Annotated in this window: 17 protein-coding genes, 1 pseudogene and 1 other annotated feature; of the genes and pseudogenes, 5 read left to right on the forward strand and 13 right to left on the reverse strand. The window is 50.8% G+C overall.

Annotated elements, in window-relative coordinates; all coding sequences use genetic code 11:
* Nucleotides 1-116: 116 nt before the first annotated feature.
* Both C0K55_RS07345 and yaaA read left to right on the forward strand, forming a co-directional pair.
* Nucleotides 117-419: pseudogene (locus C0K55_RS07345) on the forward strand (alanine:cation symporter family protein); the annotation flags it as partial.
* Nucleotides 420-488: 69 nt separating this feature from the next.
* A complete protein-coding gene (gene yaaA, locus C0K55_RS07350) occupies nt 489-1,265 on the forward strand; it encodes a peroxide stress protein YaaA (protein WP_000906159.1) in 777 nt (258 codons plus the stop codon).
* Nucleotides 1,266-1,429: 164 nt separating this feature from the next.
* Here yaaA and C0K55_RS07355 read toward each other — a convergent pair whose 3' ends face one another.
* The 7 genes from C0K55_RS07355 to yjjY all read right to left on the reverse strand — a co-directional run bounded on the left by C0K55_RS07355 (nt 1,430) and on the right by yjjY (nt 8,239).
* On the reverse strand, nt 1,430-1,756 hold the full coding sequence (locus tag C0K55_RS07355; protein WP_032159450.1) for a DUF2502 domain-containing protein: 327 nt from the start codon (nt 1,754-1,756) through the stop codon (nt 1,430-1,432).
* Between the two features lie 213 nt (nt 1,757-1,969).
* Nucleotides 1,970-3,256, reverse strand: coding sequence for a threonine synthase (thrC, locus tag C0K55_RS07360; RefSeq protein WP_000781035.1), 1,287 nt, complete (start codon nt 3,254-3,256; stop codon nt 1,970-1,972).
* Entirely contained in the window at nt 3,257-4,189 is a 933-nt protein-coding gene (gene thrB, locus C0K55_RS07365; protein WP_105266919.1) for a homoserine kinase, read from the reverse strand.
* Between the two features lies 1 nt (nt 4,190).
* A complete protein-coding gene (gene thrA / locus C0K55_RS07370; protein ID WP_010378218.1) occupies nt 4,191-6,653 on the reverse strand; it encodes a bifunctional aspartate kinase/homoserine dehydrogenase I in 2,463 nt (820 codons plus the stop codon).
* Nucleotides 6,654-6,678: 25 nt separating this feature from the next.
* Nucleotides 6,679-6,798, reverse strand: a sequence feature (Thr leader region).
* Nucleotides 6,734-6,799 carry a thr operon leader peptide gene (thrL, locus tag C0K55_RS07375; RefSeq protein WP_001386572.1) on the reverse strand — a complete coding sequence of 22 codons (66 nt, stop codon included), beginning with the start codon at nt 6,797-6,799 and terminating at the stop codon, nt 6,734-6,736. Its footprint overlaps the feature before it by 65 nt.
* 213 nt (nt 6,800-7,012) lie before the next feature.
* A complete protein-coding gene (locus C0K55_RS07380; RefSeq protein ID WP_001517710.1) occupies nt 7,013-7,699 on the reverse strand; it encodes a tRNA/rRNA methyltransferase in 687 nt (228 codons plus the stop codon).
* A gap of 399 nt (nt 7,700-8,098) precedes the next feature.
* Nucleotides 8,099-8,239: a protein YjjY gene (gene yjjY / locus C0K55_RS07385; RefSeq protein WP_001303782.1), complete on the reverse strand. Its 141-nt coding sequence runs from the start codon at nt 8,237-8,239 to the stop codon at nt 8,099-8,101.
* 95 nt (nt 8,240-8,334) lie between these two features.
* On the opposite strand from yjjY, the gene arcA reads away from it, so the two are divergent.
* The gene (gene arcA / locus C0K55_RS07390; RefSeq protein ID WP_001194358.1) at nt 8,335-9,051 is read left to right on the forward strand and encodes a two-component system response regulator ArcA; all 717 of its coding nucleotides are present in this window, start codon (nt 8,335-8,337) and stop codon (nt 9,049-9,051) included.
* Between the two features lie 58 nt (nt 9,052-9,109).
* On the opposite strand, the gene creD is transcribed toward arcA, so the two are convergent.
* From creD to creA, 4 genes are read right to left on the reverse strand one after another with little or no spacing between them, the layout of a single operon-like run.
* On the reverse strand, nt 9,110-10,462 hold the full coding sequence (creD, locus tag C0K55_RS07395; protein WP_105266920.1) for a cell envelope integrity protein CreD: 1,353 nt from the start codon (nt 10,460-10,462) through the stop codon (nt 9,110-9,112).
* Between the two features lie 57 nt (nt 10,463-10,519).
* Nucleotides 10,520-11,944: a two-component system sensor histidine kinase CreC gene (creC, locus tag C0K55_RS07400; protein ID WP_105266921.1), complete on the reverse strand. Its 1,425-nt coding sequence runs from the start codon at nt 11,942-11,944 to the stop codon at nt 10,520-10,522.
* Nucleotides 11,944-12,633, reverse strand: a complete 690-nt coding sequence (gene creB, locus C0K55_RS07405) for a two-component system response regulator CreB (protein WP_001188652.1) — start codon at nt 12,631-12,633, stop codon at nt 11,944-11,946. The genes creC and creB overlap by 1 nt, the downstream gene beginning before the upstream one ends.
* A 12-nt stretch (nt 12,634-12,645) precedes the next feature.
* Complete coding sequence (gene creA / locus C0K55_RS07410; protein WP_061091149.1) at nt 12,646-13,119, reverse strand: protein CreA; 474 nt, start codon at nt 13,117-13,119, stop codon at nt 12,646-12,648.
* Nucleotides 13,120-13,330: 211 nt separating this feature from the next.
* Here creA and robA point away from each other — a divergent pair, with 211 nt between their 5' ends.
* Complete coding sequence (gene robA, locus C0K55_RS07415; RefSeq protein ID WP_000371670.1) at nt 13,331-14,200, forward strand: MDR efflux pump AcrAB transcriptional activator RobA; 870 nt, start codon at nt 13,331-13,333, stop codon at nt 14,198-14,200.
* On the opposite strand, the gene gpmB is transcribed toward robA, so the two are convergent.
* Entirely contained in the window at nt 14,197-14,844 is a 648-nt protein-coding gene (gene gpmB, locus C0K55_RS07420) for a 2,3-diphosphoglycerate-dependent phosphoglycerate mutase GpmB (RefSeq protein WP_000942336.1), read from the reverse strand. The two genes, robA and gpmB, sit on opposite strands and share 4 nt — an antisense overlap.
* A gap of 51 nt (nt 14,845-14,895) precedes the next feature.
* Between gpmB and yjjX the strand changes: the two genes are divergently transcribed.
* On the forward strand, nt 14,896-15,426 hold the full coding sequence (gene yjjX, locus C0K55_RS07425; RefSeq protein ID WP_000546619.1) for an inosine/xanthosine triphosphatase: 531 nt from the start codon (nt 14,896-14,898) through the stop codon (nt 15,424-15,426).
* 75 nt (nt 15,427-15,501) lie between these two features.
* On the opposite strand, the gene trpR is transcribed toward yjjX, so the two are convergent.
* Nucleotides 15,502-15,828, reverse strand: coding sequence for a trp operon repressor (gene trpR / locus C0K55_RS07430; RefSeq protein ID WP_000068671.1), 327 nt, complete (start codon nt 15,826-15,828; stop codon nt 15,502-15,504).
* Nucleotides 15,829-15,901 lie beyond the last annotated feature (73 nt).

The following is a 15,901-nucleotide window of genomic DNA, read 5'->3' on the forward strand; positions in this document are numbered from 1 at the left end:
TACCCAACTCCAATCAATCAATGCGTTTTAATCGACAATACAAATAATATAAGACGCGTGAGATGTCGCCCGGTGATTCGCTTTCTGGTGTTTTTTCGATCTTTCCGGGTTTTAAATTCCTATCGATGAACAACACTAAAGCGATCTGGTGTCTGCGTATCTGCATCTTTGCCACCGTGATTGGTGGCACGCTACTTAGCCTCCCCATGATGTGGCAACTGGCTGATATTATTATGGCGTGTATGGCGATCACTAATCTGACCGCTATTTTGCTGCTCTCTCCGGTAGTGCATACCATTGCCAGTGATTATCTGCGCCAGCGTAAACTCGGCATACGCCCGATGTTTGATCCGCTGCGCTACCCGGACATCGGCCAGCAACTCGCACCTGATACGTGGGATGATGTTTCGCAGGACTAATCACAACTATCGATCAATTCATCCGCATTTTTTGCTACAGTCGCTGTAAATTTCCTGCAAGGACTGGATATGCTGATTCTGATTTCACCTGCGAAAACGCTTGATTATCAAAGCCCGTTGGCTACCACGCGCTATACGTTGCCGGAGCTGTTAGATCACTCACAGCAGCTTATTCACGAAGCGCGGAAGCTGACACCCCCGCAGATTAGCACGCTGATGCATATCAGCGACAAACTGGCGGGTATCAACGCCGCTCGCTTTCATGACTGGCAGCCAGATTTCACGCCGGAGAATGCCCGGCAGGCGATTCTGGCGTTCAAAGGCGATGTCTATACCGGTTTGCAGGCCGAAACCTTCAGCGAAGAAGATTTCGCTTTTGCCCAGCAGCATCTGCGTATGCTTTCCGGTTTGTATGGCGTACTGCGTCCACTCGATTTAATGCAGCCATACCGTCTGGAAATGGGGATCCGTCTTGAGAACGCCCGGGGCAAAGATCTGTACCAATTCTGGGGTGATGTGATCACCAACAAGCTGAACGAGGCGCTCGAAGCGCAAGGCGATCAGGTAGTAATTAACCTGGCGTCAGATGAGTATTTTAAATCAGTGAAACCGAAGAAACTGAATGCTGAGATTATCAAGCCGGTGTTCCTCGATGAGAAGAACGGCAAGTTTAAGGTTATTAGTTTCTACGCTAAGAAAGCGCGCGGCCTGATGAGTCGTTTTATTATTGAGAATCGCCTGACCAAACCAGAACAACTGACTGGCTTTAATCGTGAAGGTTACTTCTTTGATGAAGCCACCTCCAGCAATAGCGAACTGGTGTTTAAACGCTACGAGCTGCGTTAAGTTTGCAGTAAATGCCGGATACGGCGTAAACGCCTTATCCGGCCTACAAAAGCATGCAGATTCAATATATTGTAGAGATCACGTAGGCCTGATAAGTGTAGCGCATCAGGCAATTTTGCGTTTGTCATCAGTCTCAAATGCCGGAGGTCATCCGGCAGTTATGTTTACCGATGGTGTCTGTCCGGACCTGGACGATGATCGCCGCCGTGATCGTTTCGATGATCTCCGCGGTGATCATTTCGATGATCATTATACCAATTATGGTGCGGCTGCGATCCGTGTGGGTGCCAGCGATTATCTCGCCATTCGTAATTTCTATACCACCAGTTATGGTCACGCCAGTAACCGCCATCCCAGTAGTAACCGCGATGATCGCGATCGCCAATCTGTAATTTCACTGATGGTACTAGCATTATTTCCTCTGCCTGCGCTGCCATAGGAGCGACCAGAATCAGGGAAAGTGCGAGCAGGATAGATTGCATCTTTTTCACAGGTGACTCCTTTTATCATTGCCAGTTATGGGCCGATATCCGGAGCTTACGGTAAAAGAATCCCCGTTGTCATTCTCTACAATTAAAAGAGCTAAGTTACCGCATTTATTGAAAATTTCTCCTTTTTTTCTGTCGATTTTTCTCATATTTTCTCCACAAAAAAGCCGAACTGCATAAACGCAAGCCCGGCCATTTTCAGGAAATTAATGGATACTACTTATGATTCATCATCAGCTTGCGCAGCGCGGCAAAATCAGCGGGCAGATTATGAGAAAGCAGCGGTAAATCAGCACGTTCTGCCAGCTCTTTTGGCAGCTCCAGCGTTTCACCAAGAATTACCTCCACGCTCTCTTTAAATTTCGCCGGATGCGCGGTGCCGAGGAACAGACCATATTCGCCTGGGTGAAGCTGGTCACGCAGCGCACGGTAAGCCACGGCAGCATGCGGTTCTGAGGTATATCCCAGATCTTTTAATTCGCGCATCGTCTGCCGGGTCGATTCATCATCCACCGCCGCATAGCCCAACTCCTTCAATTGCCAAATTTTGCGGCGGAACAACTCTTCCACACGCGGCCAGTTATTCGGCTGGCTAACATCCATCGCATTGGATAATGTCGCCTGGGTGGCTTTTGGCGACCACTGCCCGTCGTGCAGGAAACGCGGCACTGTATCGTTAACGTTAGTGGCAGCGATAAAACGCTTCACCGGCAGACCGAGAGATTTTGCCAGCAGACCTGCAGTTAAATCACCGAAGTTACCGCTTGGCACCGAGACAACCAACTGGTTCCGCGCCTCCTGCGGCAACTGCGCCACAGCCTCAAAGTAGTAGCAAATCTGCGCCAGCAACCGGCTGATATTAATGGAGTTAGCTGAGTTCAGCCCAAGCGCCACTTTCAGCTCTTCATCATCAAACGCCTGCTTCACCAGTGCCTGACAGGCATCGAAATCGCCGTCGATAGCGACAGTTTCAATGTTGCCACCTAATGTACAGAACAGTTTTTCTTGCAGTGGGCTGATTTTGCCGCGCGGATAGAGGATAACCACTTTTACATTCGGTAAACCATAGAACGCGTGAGCCACTGCCGCCCCGGTATCGCCGGAGGTCGCGGTCAGAATAGTCACCGGTTTATCGCCCGCAATATGAGTCAGCATTTGCGCCATAAAGCGACCGCCGAAATCTTTAAATGCCAGCGTTGGCCCGTGGAACAGTTCCAGGCAACCGACATCGCTTGTAACTTTGGCAACCGGAGCCGGGAATGCAAACGCTGCACGCACGCGCTCTTCCAGTGCGTCCTGCGGGATCTCATCACCAATAAACGCTGAGAGGATCTTCGCGCTGCGGGTAACGAAATCCAGCTTCAGCATCTCATCAATTTCGGTCAGACTAAATTCCGGTAGATCGTGCGGAAAAAATAGCCCCTGATTTTTACCCAACCCCTGCGTTACGGCTTGCGCAAAGCTGACCTGTTCGTTGTGATCTTTCAGATTGTAGAGTTTCATTTAGTTTTCCAGTACTCGTGCGCCCGCCGTATCCAGCCGGCAAATATGAACAAAACCTTCCTGATTTTGCAGGTAGTTCTTACCCAACCAGTCAGCAACGCGTTGGGCGGTATCCGGCTTGTCACACAGAGCGAACAAGGTCGGGCCAGAGCCGGAGATACCGCTCGCTACTGCGCCGATTTCCGCTACCGCCTGCCGTGCCTGCCTGAAGCCCGGCAGTAAACGTTCACGGTAGGGTTCAGCGATAACATCTTTCATCAGCTTCGCGGCAAGCTCAGGCTGACGGGAATAGCAGGCGTGAATGAAGCCCGCCAGATGCCGCCCGTGAGCAATGCAATCCTGACGGCGGTACTGCGCCGGTAAAATAGCCCGAGCTTCTGCCGTCGAGACTTTAATCCCCGGATACGCCAGCACCCACAACCACTCATCAAACCCCGGCACCTGCTGGCTGATGATGCCGTTTTCTTCGATCATCAACTGCATACCGCCAAGAAAGCACGGAGCCACATTGTCGTAATGAATGCTGCCAGAAATACGCCCTTCCAGCTCGCCCATCAAGGCCAACAGGCGGGTATCGTTGAGCGGCTTGCCACAGTGCTCATTCATCGCGACCAGTGCCGCGACCACTGAACAGGCGCTGGAACCTAAGCCAGAACCGATCGGCATATTCTTTTCCAGGGTCATCGCCACTGGAATTTGCTTGCCCAGTTCCTGGCAAAAACGCTCCCAGCACTGATAAACGATATTTTCTCGCGGTTCTGACGGTAGTTTGTCGGCAAACTGTCCGAGGTTGTTGAGACTGAATGCCTCTGCCACCTCAACCGTCACCACATCCCCAAGCAATTCGCCATCAACAGGCGTTACCGCCGCGCCGAGCACATCAAACCCGACGCTCATATTGGCACTGGAAGCCGGAGCATAAACTTTAACCATTTCAGACTCCTAACTTCCATGAGAGGGTGCGTAGCAGATCGGCAAAGACACCGGCAGCCGTAACATCATTGCCCGCGCCGTAACCGCGCAAAACCAGCGGCAGCGGCTGATAATAGTGGCTATAGAAGGCTAATGCGTTTTCGCCGTTTTTCACTTTGAACAGCGGATCGTTACCATCCACTTCAGCAATCTTCACGCGGCAGACACCATCTTCATCAATGTTGCCAACATAGCGCAAAACTTTGCCTTCATCACGAGCCTTCGCCACGCGTGCGGCAAAGAGATCGTCAAGCTGTGACAGGTTCGCCATAAAAGCCGCAACATCACCCTCAGCGTTAAACCCGGCTGGCAGCACAGGTTCGATTTCAATATCCGCCAGTTCCAGTTCACGCCCGGTTTCACGGGCGAGAATCAACAGCTTACGCGCCACATCCATACCGGACAGGTCATCTCGCGGATCCGGTTCGGTATAACCCATTTCCCGCGCCAGCGTGGTCGCTTCAGAGAAGCTCATACCTTCATCTAACTTGCCGAAGATAAACGAGAGCGAGCCAGAAAGAATGCCGGAGAATTTCATCAATTCATCGCCAGCGCTGAGCAAGTTTTGCAAGTTCTCAATAACCGGCAATCCCGCACCGACATTGGTGTCGTAGAGGAATTTACGCCGTGATTTTTCCGCCGCGTAACGCAACTGATGGTAGTAATCCATCGACGAGGTGTTGGCCTTTTTATTCGGCGTCACCACGTGGAAACCTTCACGCAGGAAGTCGGCATATTGATCCGCCACCGCCTGGCTGGAGGTGCAGTCGACAATCACCGGGTTCAACAGATGATATTCTTTCACTAGGCGAATTAAACGCCCGAGATTAAACGGCTCTTTGGCTTGCGCCAGTTCTTCCTGCCAGTTTTCCAAGTTAAGGCCATGCACATTGGTCAGCAACGCCTTCGAGTTGGCAACGCCGCAGACACGTAAGTCGATATGTTTGTTCTTCAGCCAGCTTTGCTGACGCTTCAGTTGCTCCAGCAGCGCACCGCCAACGCCACCGACGCCAATCACAAAGACTTCGATAACCTGATCGGTATTGAACAGCATCTGGTGGGTTACACGCACACCCGTCGTCGCGTCATCGTTATTTACCACCACGGAGATTGAGCGTTCAGAAGACCCCTGGGCAATGGCGACAATATTGATATTGGCGCGAGCCAGCGCGGCAAAGAATTTCGCTGAGATCCCACGCAAGGTGCGCATACCATCACCCACCACCGAAATTATTGCCAGCCGTTCAGTGACCGCCAGCGGCTCCAGTAAACCTTCTTTCAGTTCAAGGTAGAACTCTTCCTGCATCGCCCGTTCAGCGCGTGCACAGTCGCTTTGTGGAACGCAGAAACTGATACTGTATTCGGAAGACGATTGGGTAATCAGCACCACCGAAATTCTGGCACGTGACATTGCAGCAAACACACGCGCCGCCATGCCAACCATCCCCTTCATTCCTGGACCGGACACGCTGAACATCGCCATATTATTCAGATTGGAAATCCCTTTTACCGGTAGTTCGTCTTCGTCACGGCTGGCGCCAATAAGCGTACCGGGCGCTTGTGGGTTTCCGGTGTTTTTAATCAGGCAAGGGATCTGGAACTGGGCGATAGGGGTAATGGTGCGAGGATGAAGAACTTTAGCGCCGAAGTAAGAAAGCTCCATCGCTTCCTGATAGGACATCGACTTCAACAACCTCGCATCGGGCACCTGACGCGGGTCGCAGGTATAAACACCGTCAACGTCCGTCCAGATCTCGCAGCAATCGGCGCGTAAACAAGCCGCCAGTACCGCAGCGGAGTAGTCGGAACCATTGCGCCCCAGCACCACCAGTTCGCCTTTTTCGTTACCGGCGGTGAAACCAGCCATCAGCACCATGTGGTCAGCCGGAATGCGGCTTGCAGCAATACGGCGGGTAGATTCGGCAATATCGACGGTAGATTCGAGGTAATGACCGACTGCCAGCAGTTTTTCGACCGGATCGATAACGGTAACGTTGTGACCGCGCGCTTCCAGTACACCGGCCATAATAGCGATCGACATTTTTTCACCACGGCAGATAAGCGCAGCGTTGATGCTGTCCGGACATTGTCCCAGCAGGCTAATACCGTGCAGGACATGCTTAATTTGGGCAAATTCTTGATCGACAAACGTTTTCAGTTGCGCCAGCGGGAATCCCGGCTGGGCGGCGGCGAGTCCAGTCAGAAGTTCGGCAAAAATACGTTCGGCATCGCTGATATTGGGTAAAGCATCCTGGCCGCTAATGGTTTTTTCAATCATCGCCACCAGATGGTTGGTAATTTTGGCGGGGGCAGAGAGGACGGTAGCCACCTGCCCCTGCCTGGCATTGCTCTCCAGAATATCGGCAACCCGCAGAAAACGTTCTGCATTTGCCACTGATGTACCGCCGAACTTCAACACTCGCATGGTTGTTACCTCGTTACCTTTGGTCGAAAAAAAAGCCCGCACTGTCAGGTGCGGGCTTTTTTCTGTGTTTCCTGTACGCGTCAGCCCGCACCGTTACCTGTGGTAATGGTGATGGTGGTGGTAATGGTGGTGCTGATGCGTTTCATGGATGTTGTGTACTCTGTAATTTTTATCTGTCTGTGCGCTATGCCTATATTGGTTAAAGTATTTAGTGACCTAAGTCAATAAAATTTTAATTTACTCACGGAAGGCTACCCGTCCATAAGCTGCTGGCAAGTGCTCTTTTTTTAATCCACACTGAGACATATTTCCCGTTGCAGTCAGAATTAAAACCTAAAGATAACATTCCCTACAGTTTTTTATTTGGTGATATTTTTTTCAATATCATGCAGCAAACGGTGCAACATTGCGGTGTCTCGTTGCTCTAAAAGTCCCAGGCGTTGTTGTAACCAGTCGATCAGTTTTGTGTCATCTGCCACCGCTAACGTCGTTAACAACGACATGACTCGTTCGCGTAAAGCACGCAGTTGATGTTGGTCTGCCGTTGCGTCACTTTTCGTCGGTTGTTGTATTAATGTTGCTAATTGATAGCAATAAACCATCACCGCCTGCCCCAGATTAAGCGAAGGGTAATCTGCCACCATCGGCACGCCAGTAAGAATATCAGCCAGCGCCAGTTCTTCGTTTGTCAGACCGGAATCTTCCCGGCCAAATACCAACGCCACATGATTCATCCACGTCGATTTTTCCTCCAACAACGGCACCAGTTCCACCGGCGTCGCATAGTAATGATATTTCGCCCGGCTACGCGCAGTGGTGGCGACAGTAAAGTCGACATCGTGTAAAGATTCAGCCAGTGTTGGGAAAACTTTAATATTATCAATAACATCACCGGAGCCATGTGCAACCCAGCGGGTGGCGGGCTCCAGATGGGCCTGGCTATCGACAATGCGCAGTTCGCTAAATCCCATTGTTTTCATTGCCCGCGCCGCTGCACCTATATTTTCTGCTCTGGCGGGTGCGACCAGAATAATCGTTATACGCATGTTGCTACTCTTCTTGACCAAATAACCGCGAACAGGGTGATGAATGTCAACTTACTGCGCGGAGAGAATTTACAAAATATTAACGCAAGTCGCAGAAAAAGCCCTTTACTTAGCTTAAAAAAAGCTAAACTATTTCCTGACTGTACTAACCGTTTAATTGTTAAAAAACGCTACATATCTTTCTGTTTACTTAGGATAATTTTATAAAAAATAAATCTCGACAATTGGATTCACCACGTTTATTAGTTGTATGATGCAACTAGTTGGATTATTAAAATAATGTGACGAAAGCTAGCATTTGGATACGATGATTTCATCAAACTGTTAACGTGCTACAATTGAACTTGATATATGTCAACGAAGCGTAGTTTTATTGGGTGTCCGGCACGTCTTAGCCTGTTATGTCGCTGTTAAAATGGTTAGGATGACAGCCGTTTTTGACACTGTCGGGTCCTGAGGGAAAGTACCCACGACCAAGCTAATGATGTTGTTGACGTTGATGGAAAGTGCATCAAGAACGCAATTACGTACTTTAGTCATGTTACGCCGATCATGTTAATTTGCAGCATGTATCAGGTAGGTCAGGGACTTTTGTACTTCCTGTTTCGATTTAGTTGGCAATTTAGGTAGCAAACATGCAGACCCCGCACATTCTTATCGTTGAAGACGAGTTGGTAACACGCAACACGTTGAAAAGTATTTTCGAAGCGGAAGGCTATGATGTTTTCGAAGCGACAGATGGCGCGGAAATGCATCAGATCCTCTCTGAATATGACATCAACCTGGTGATCATGGATATCAATCTGCCGGGTAAGAACGGTCTTCTGTTAGCGCGTGAACTGCGCGAGCAGGCGAATGTTGCGTTGATGTTCCTGACTGGCCGTGACAACGAAGTCGATAAAATTCTCGGCCTCGAAATCGGTGCAGATGACTACATCACCAAACCGTTTAACCCGCGTGAACTGACTATCCGTGCACGCAACCTGCTGTCTCGTACCATGAATCTGGGTACTGTCAGCGAAGAACGCCGTAGCGTTGAAAGCTACAAGTTCAATGGTTGGGAACTGGACATCAACAGCCGTTCGTTGATCGGCCCTGATGGCGAGCAGTACAAACTGCCGCGCAGCGAGTTCCGCGCCATGCTTCACTTCTGTGAAAACCCTGGCAAAATTCAGTCCCGTGCTGAACTGCTGAAGAAAATGACCGGCCGTGAGCTGAAACCACACGACCGTACTGTAGACGTGACGATCCGTCGTATTCGTAAACATTTCGAATCTACGCCGGATACGCCGGAAATCATCGCCACCATTCACGGTGAAGGTTATCGCTTCTGCGGTGATCTGGAAGATTAATCGGCTTTACCACCGTCAAAAAAACGGCGCTTTTTAGCGCCGTTTTTATTAGCCAACATTATTTCCAGATACGTAACTCATCGTCCGTTGTGACTTCTTTACTGATTTTCATTTTCGGCATTGAAAACGCATACCAGTCGATATTGCGAGTCACAAACATCATACCTGCCAGCGCCACCACCAGCACACTCGTCCCCAACAACAGCGCACTATCGGCAGAATTCAGCAGTCCCCACATCACACCATCCAGCAACAACAAAGCCAGGGTAAACAACATGCTGTTGCGCCAACCTTTTAATACCGCCTGCAAGTAAACACCGTTCATTAACGCCCCTATCAGGCTGGCGATTATCCAGGCCACGGTAAAACCGGTATGTTCAGAAAACGCCAGCAAGAGTAAATAAAACATCACCAATGACAACCCCACCAGCAAATATTGCATTGGGTGTAAACGTTGTGCGGTTAGCATTTCAAAAACAAAGAAGGCCATAAAAGTCAGCGCAATGAGCAAAATGGCGTATTTGGTCGCCCGGTCCGTTAATTGATACTGATCGGCTGGCGTAGTGACTGCGACGCTAAACGCCGGGAAATTGTCCCAACGGGTATTATTGCCTGAAGCAAAACGCTCACCGAGGTTATTGGCAAACCAACTACTTTGCCATTGCGCCTGAAAACCGGTCTCGCTGACCTCCCGTTTTGCGGGCAAAAAATCACCTAAAAAACTGGGGTGCGGCCAGTTACTGGTTAAGGTCAATTCGCTATTACGCCCCGTCGGCACCACGGAAAGGCTCCCTGTTCCGCTTAAATTCAGCGCCATATTCAGCTTCAGGTTCTGCTTCAGCCAGTTCCCTTCGGTTAAAGGAATATGCACGCCCTGCCCGCCTTGCTCTAACCCTGTTCCGGGTTCAATGGCCAGCGTCATTCCGTTAAGTTCAGGTGCTTTCACCACCCCAATGCCACGCGCATCACCTACACTAATCACAATAAACGGCTTGCCTAAGGTGATATTGGGCGCGTTGAGTTCGCTAAGACGCGAAACGTCAAAATCGGCTTTTAGCGTTAAATCACTGTGCCAGACCTGACCGGTATAAATGCCTATCTTCCGTTCTTCCACGTTCTGATTGCCATCAACCATCAACGACTCAGGTAACCAAAAATGGATAAAACTTCGTTTCCGCTCCACGGTTTTTTCTTCTTCCTGCACCGTATAAAGCTCAGTTACAGGGATAGCGATGAGCGGCCCGACCAACTTTTGCGACCCACTGGTGCTTTGACGAATTGCATCCTCAACATCACTACGGTAATCGGCACGTTCGACAATCACCTGCCGAATCAACATTAATGGAATTAACAGCAGCAACACGGCACCAAACAAAGTGGCCATTTTCCAGAACAGGGGGGATTTCAACATAGTCTTCTCCTTTGCAATGGCTGCAGTGTATGAAGGCTATGTGGGAAGAATTTGAAGTTATGTGAAGTGACGGTGAAGTCGGAGCGAGGCCAGCACGCCGCCTTGCGGCACGTTGCGCAGTGTGACTTCACCATTAAGCAAACGGGCAACTTCGCTGACAAACGCCAGTCCCAACCCACTGCTTTTTTGTCCATTCTCGCGCGGCAAAGAGTAAAAGCGTTCAAAAATACGCGACAGCGCGTAGTCAGGAATGCCGCTACCGGTATCCTGCACGTTAAGCGTAACTTGCTCCTGATCCACCCCAGCACTAAGCGTTATACAGCCATGCTCGGGGGTAAAATCGATGGCGTTATCCAGTAAATTCCCCAGCGCCTGTTCCAGCAACGCCGGTTCAGCAACAACGTTAACCTCGATGGGCATAACATTCAGAGTGATATTTTTTTCTGCCAACTGTACGGTGCGCGCTTCGCTGACGCGGAGAAATAATGCCGCCACATCAACCGCAGAAAGAACGACCTCCTGACGATTTTCCAGTCTTGCCTGGCGTAGTAGCGTTTCAACCAGCGCCTGCATTCTCGCGTTTTGTGTCAAAATATTGTCGGTAAAACGGGCTACCACTTCCGGTGGCGGTCCTTCGCGTAAGATTTCCGCCGCGCCACGAATTGCCGCCAACGGACTTTTCAGCTCATGGGTTAACGCGTAGACATACTGCTCAATATAGTTTTTCCCTTCCAGCTTCACGCGCATACTTTCCAACGCCTGCGCTAACTTACGCAACTCGCTGCTGCCAAGATCAGGGAGCGGAACGGGTTTATTATCGGTGACGGAATCAGCATAACGGGTGAGTCGGGCAATGGAGCGGTTGATCCACCAAACCATTCCGGCACCAATCACCAGTGCAATTCCCAGCAAAATGCCGCTCGCCCATAATATTCGCCGCTCGCTGCGTTTAATCACCGGCGCCATCGCCGCGTTCGGTTTGCCTACGCTCAAAACACCAATAAGCCGCGAGCCGTCCATAATGGGGGCAGCAACATACATCACAGAACTTTCGGGATCGGCGGGATTTTGCAACGTACTGCGCGCGCCATACTGACCGCGCAACGTTAGCCAGACATCATTCCAGCGTGAGTAATCCTGCCCAACGGCTTTATTTGCCGAGTCGAACAAAACTTTGCCCTGTGCATCAGTCATATAAACATGGTATTCGTTGCGCACTTTGTGAATGCCGCCGATATTGGCGCGAAACGGGCGATTTTGTAGTTGGTCAAACGCCTGTGCCAATTGCCCATGCGCAGGATCGCCAGAGAGCAAATCAGGGCGCGCCAGCTCCGCCAGCAACGTTGCGGTGTCGATCAACGTCCCTTCCGTCGCCCTTCGCACGCCCGGTTTAACTTCTTTGACAAAAATAGCCAGCACGAACCAGGCAGCCACTGCTACCAGTAAAAAATAGCCCAGCAACAGTCGCATGCCGATGCGCATTACAGACTCCTCAGGCTGTATCCCATGCCGCGGTGGGTATTAATCGGTGAAAGCTCGGGATTGATGCAGCGCAGCTTGGCACGCAGCGTTTTAATGTGGGTATCGACGGTGCGATCGTAAGTGTCCTGCGCGTCTTCCCAGACACTATCCATCAATTGCTGGCGTGACCAGACGCGGCCTGGCGACTTGAGTAACGTTTTCAGCAATAAAAACTCGTATCGCGTCAGCGTTAATGGCGTGTCAAACCAGCTTATCTGCGCCGCAGGTTCATTCAGTTCAAAATGACCAATACGGATGACGGGAGGCGGCGTAGAAAATTTCTTCACCCGACGCAGCAAGGTGCGCACTCTGGCGCACACTTCGCGAGGTGAAAACGGTTTAGCCACGTAGTCGTCAGCACCAATTTCCAGCCCAAGCAGACGATCGACCTCTTCACTACGGGCCGTCAGGAACAGCACAGGCAACGCCGGATGGATCGCCAGCAACTGGCGGCATAATTCAAAGCCGCTGATATCAGGCAGACCAACATCGAGAATAATAACGTCGGGAACCCGCTGGCGCGCTTTATCGAGCACCGGCAAGCCCCGCTCAAAAACGTCGACGGCAAAACCTTCCTGCTGCAACATGTAGACCAGCGTGTCGGCTATCCCTTGCTCGTCTTCTACTAACCAGACCGTTTCCCGTTGCATAAATCGCCTCTGTTATTGTCGCCACGGCATGACAGGGACGGCGCTGATGGCATTTTTCGGTGAACCATCGACAACTTTGTCGGAGTAAGCCAGATAGGCGAGCGCATTGCGTTTGGCATCATAGAAGCGCACGACCTGTAACGACTTAAAGACCAGCGATGTACGTTTCTTGAATACCACTTCGCCCTGGGCTTTGCCTTTTTTAATGCGTTCTGACAGTTCAATCGGTCCGACTTGCTGGCAGGAAATAGCCGCGTCGGAAGTATCTTCCGCCAGCCCCAATCCGCCTTTAATACCGCCCGTTTTCGCCCGGCTCACATAGCAGGTGACATTTTTTACATCGGGATCGTCGAAGGCTTCTACGACAATTTTGTGATCCGGGCCGATCATTTTAAATACGGTATCAACCGAACCAATTTCTTCCGCATGTGCCAACGGCCCCAGCATTATCAGGCTTAAAGATAGGATCAAATGCTTGTATTTCATATTGTTACCATTTTTATAAGTTACATTAAGCAATTAGTTCGTCACGGTAAATAACATATTGATTAAGAACAAAATCTCAATACTTTTATTCCCGTAAAGACCTGAAACATACTCTACTAAGAAAAAAACACTGAATGCTAAAACAACAAAAAATGCTATTATCCAATTACCTGATGTCAGGTGCTCGTTGTTGAAAGGATGAGGAAATTTTATGGATCAGGCCGGCATTATTCGCGACCTTTTAATCTGGCTGGAAGGTCATCTGGATCAGCCCCTGTCGCTCGACAATGTAGCGGCGAAAGCAGGTTATTCCAAGTGGCACTTACAGAGAATGTTTAAAGATGTCACTGGCCATGCTATTGGCGCGTATATTCGTGCTCGTCGTTTGTCGAAATCAGCGGTAGCACTACGCCTGACCGCGCGCCCGATTCTGGATATTGCGCTGCAGTACCGCTTCGACTCTCAACAGACATTTACCCGCGCATTTAAAAAGCAATTTGCTCAAACACCTGCGCTGTACCGTCGTTCCCCGGAATGGAGTGCTTTTGGCATTCGCCCACCGCTACGTCTGGGTGAATTCACTATGCCAGAACACAAATTTGTCACCCTGGAAGATACGCCGCTGATTGGTGTTACCCAGAGCTACTCCTGCTCGCTGGAGCAAATCTCTGATTTCCGCCACGAAATGCGCTACCAGTTCTGGCATGATTTTCTCGGCAACTCGCCTTCTATTCCGCCAGTACTTTACGGTCTGAATGAAACGCGCCCAAGCCAGGATAAAGACGACGAACAAGAGGTGTTCTACACCACTGCGTTAGCCCAGGATCAGGCTGACGGCTATGTATTAACCGGGCATCCAGTGATGTTGCAAGGCGGCGAATATGTGATGTTTACCTACGAAGGTCTGGGAACAGGCGTGCAGGAGTTTATCCTGACGGTATACGGAACATGCATGCCAATGCTCAACCTGACACGCCGTAAAGGTCAGGATATTGAGCGATACTACCCGGCAGAAGATGCCAAAGCGGGAGATCGCCCAATTAATCTGCGCTGCGAACTGCTGATTCCAGTGCGTCGTTAACGCTGTAACTCATCTAATGCAGGGGCGTCCAGATGCGAGATGTCCCCTGCAGTTTCAACAACCCAGCCAGACGCCAGCCACAGGCTTTCCTGATAATCCACGCGCGAAATAGAACAGTTACGCAGGCGTAAACGGCGTTCTGCCCACGCCGGTAAGCCCAGAATGGTACTCACCAGACACCCCAGCGCGATACCGTGACTCACCAGCAGCGGTCGACTTCCCTGCGGTAAATCCCGACAAGATTCCAGTGCGGCATTGACGCGATCGCTCAGTTCCTGCATTGACTCGCCTTCAGGAATACGCCCGTCAACGGTGCCATTCACTAACTGGCGACGCCAGTTCTCTTCTTCTTCGGTCAGAGAATCAATATGTCTTTTTTCCAGCACCCCCATATTTAACTCACGCAGGCGGGGATCAAGGATGATGTCACAACCGCAAGCCTGGGCGATGATTTCCGCTGTACGCCGGGTGCGACCTAAATCGCTACTGATAATGTGGGTGATGCCAAGTTCTTTGGCACGGCTCGCCACCTGCATTGCCTGTTGCTCACCTTTTGCGGTTAGCGGGCTGTCAGACTGGCCCTGAATACGCCGCTCGGCGTTCCACTGCGTTTCGCCGTGGCGGACAAGGTATACCTGTAACATGCTTTTTTTCCGTATACTGCTTTAACGTTAATTTTTTGAGTAATCCTGATTATGCACCATGTTGTCTGTGCGACCACTAACCCCGCTAAGATTCAGGCCATTCTGCAGGCATTTCACGAGATCTTCGACGAAGGATCCTGCCATATTGAATCCGTTGTCGTCGAGAGCGGCGTACCGGAACAGCCTTTTGGTAGTGAGGAAACGCGCGCTGGCGCACGAAATCGGGTAGCAAATGCCCGCCGTTTACGTCCAGAGGCTGATTTTTGGGTGGCCATTGAAGCGGGTATAGATGGTGACAGCACCTTCAGTTGGGTGGTAATTGAAAACGCCAGCCAGCGTGGTGAAGCACGTTCGGCAACCTTGCCGTTGCCTGAGGTGATTCTGGAAAAAGTGCGTGAGGGCGAGGCGCTTGGGCCAGTAATGTCGCGCTATACCGGCATTGATGAGATTGGTCGTAAAGAAGGGGCGATCGGCGTGTTTACCGCCGGGAAACTCACCCGCGCCAGTGTCTATCACCAGGCGGTGATCCTGGCGCTAAGTCCGTTTCATAATGCCGTGTATCAGCCATTGCAGGACGGATAAGGCGTTCACGCCGCATCCGGCATTCGGTGCACGATGCCTGATGCGACGCTGATGCGTCTTATCAGGCCTACAAAATCAATCGCTTTTCAGCAACACGCCTTCCAGCCACTGACGTAGCTCGACGGGTGCCGCTTTCAGGCTGTTAGATCCACGCGTAATCGTCGCGATGCCCGCACCGAGTTCATTTTTTAACTCGCGCTGACTCATTTCACCGCGCAATAACTCTTCGACAATACGCACACGAGTCCCTAACGCTTCGCGCTCATCCGGCGTCAGCATCAGGTTTAACAACGGTAAATGGAGATCGTTTTCGTAGGCATTCTTAAGCAGGTCGACAAAACGTAACCACTCCTGGTGACGCTGTTCTGCCATCGCTGCTGAATAGGGTGATTGTTGGGCCATAGTGTGTCGCCATTGTTAGCGGGGGAAGCCTGATGCCTCCCCCGGTTGTACTCGCTAAAGAGTACGATAGCAT

Source organism: Escherichia sp. MOD1-EC6098, from assembly GCF_002965865.1.
Classification (GTDB): Bacteria; Pseudomonadota; Gammaproteobacteria; order Enterobacterales; family Enterobacteriaceae; genus Escherichia; species Escherichia marmotae.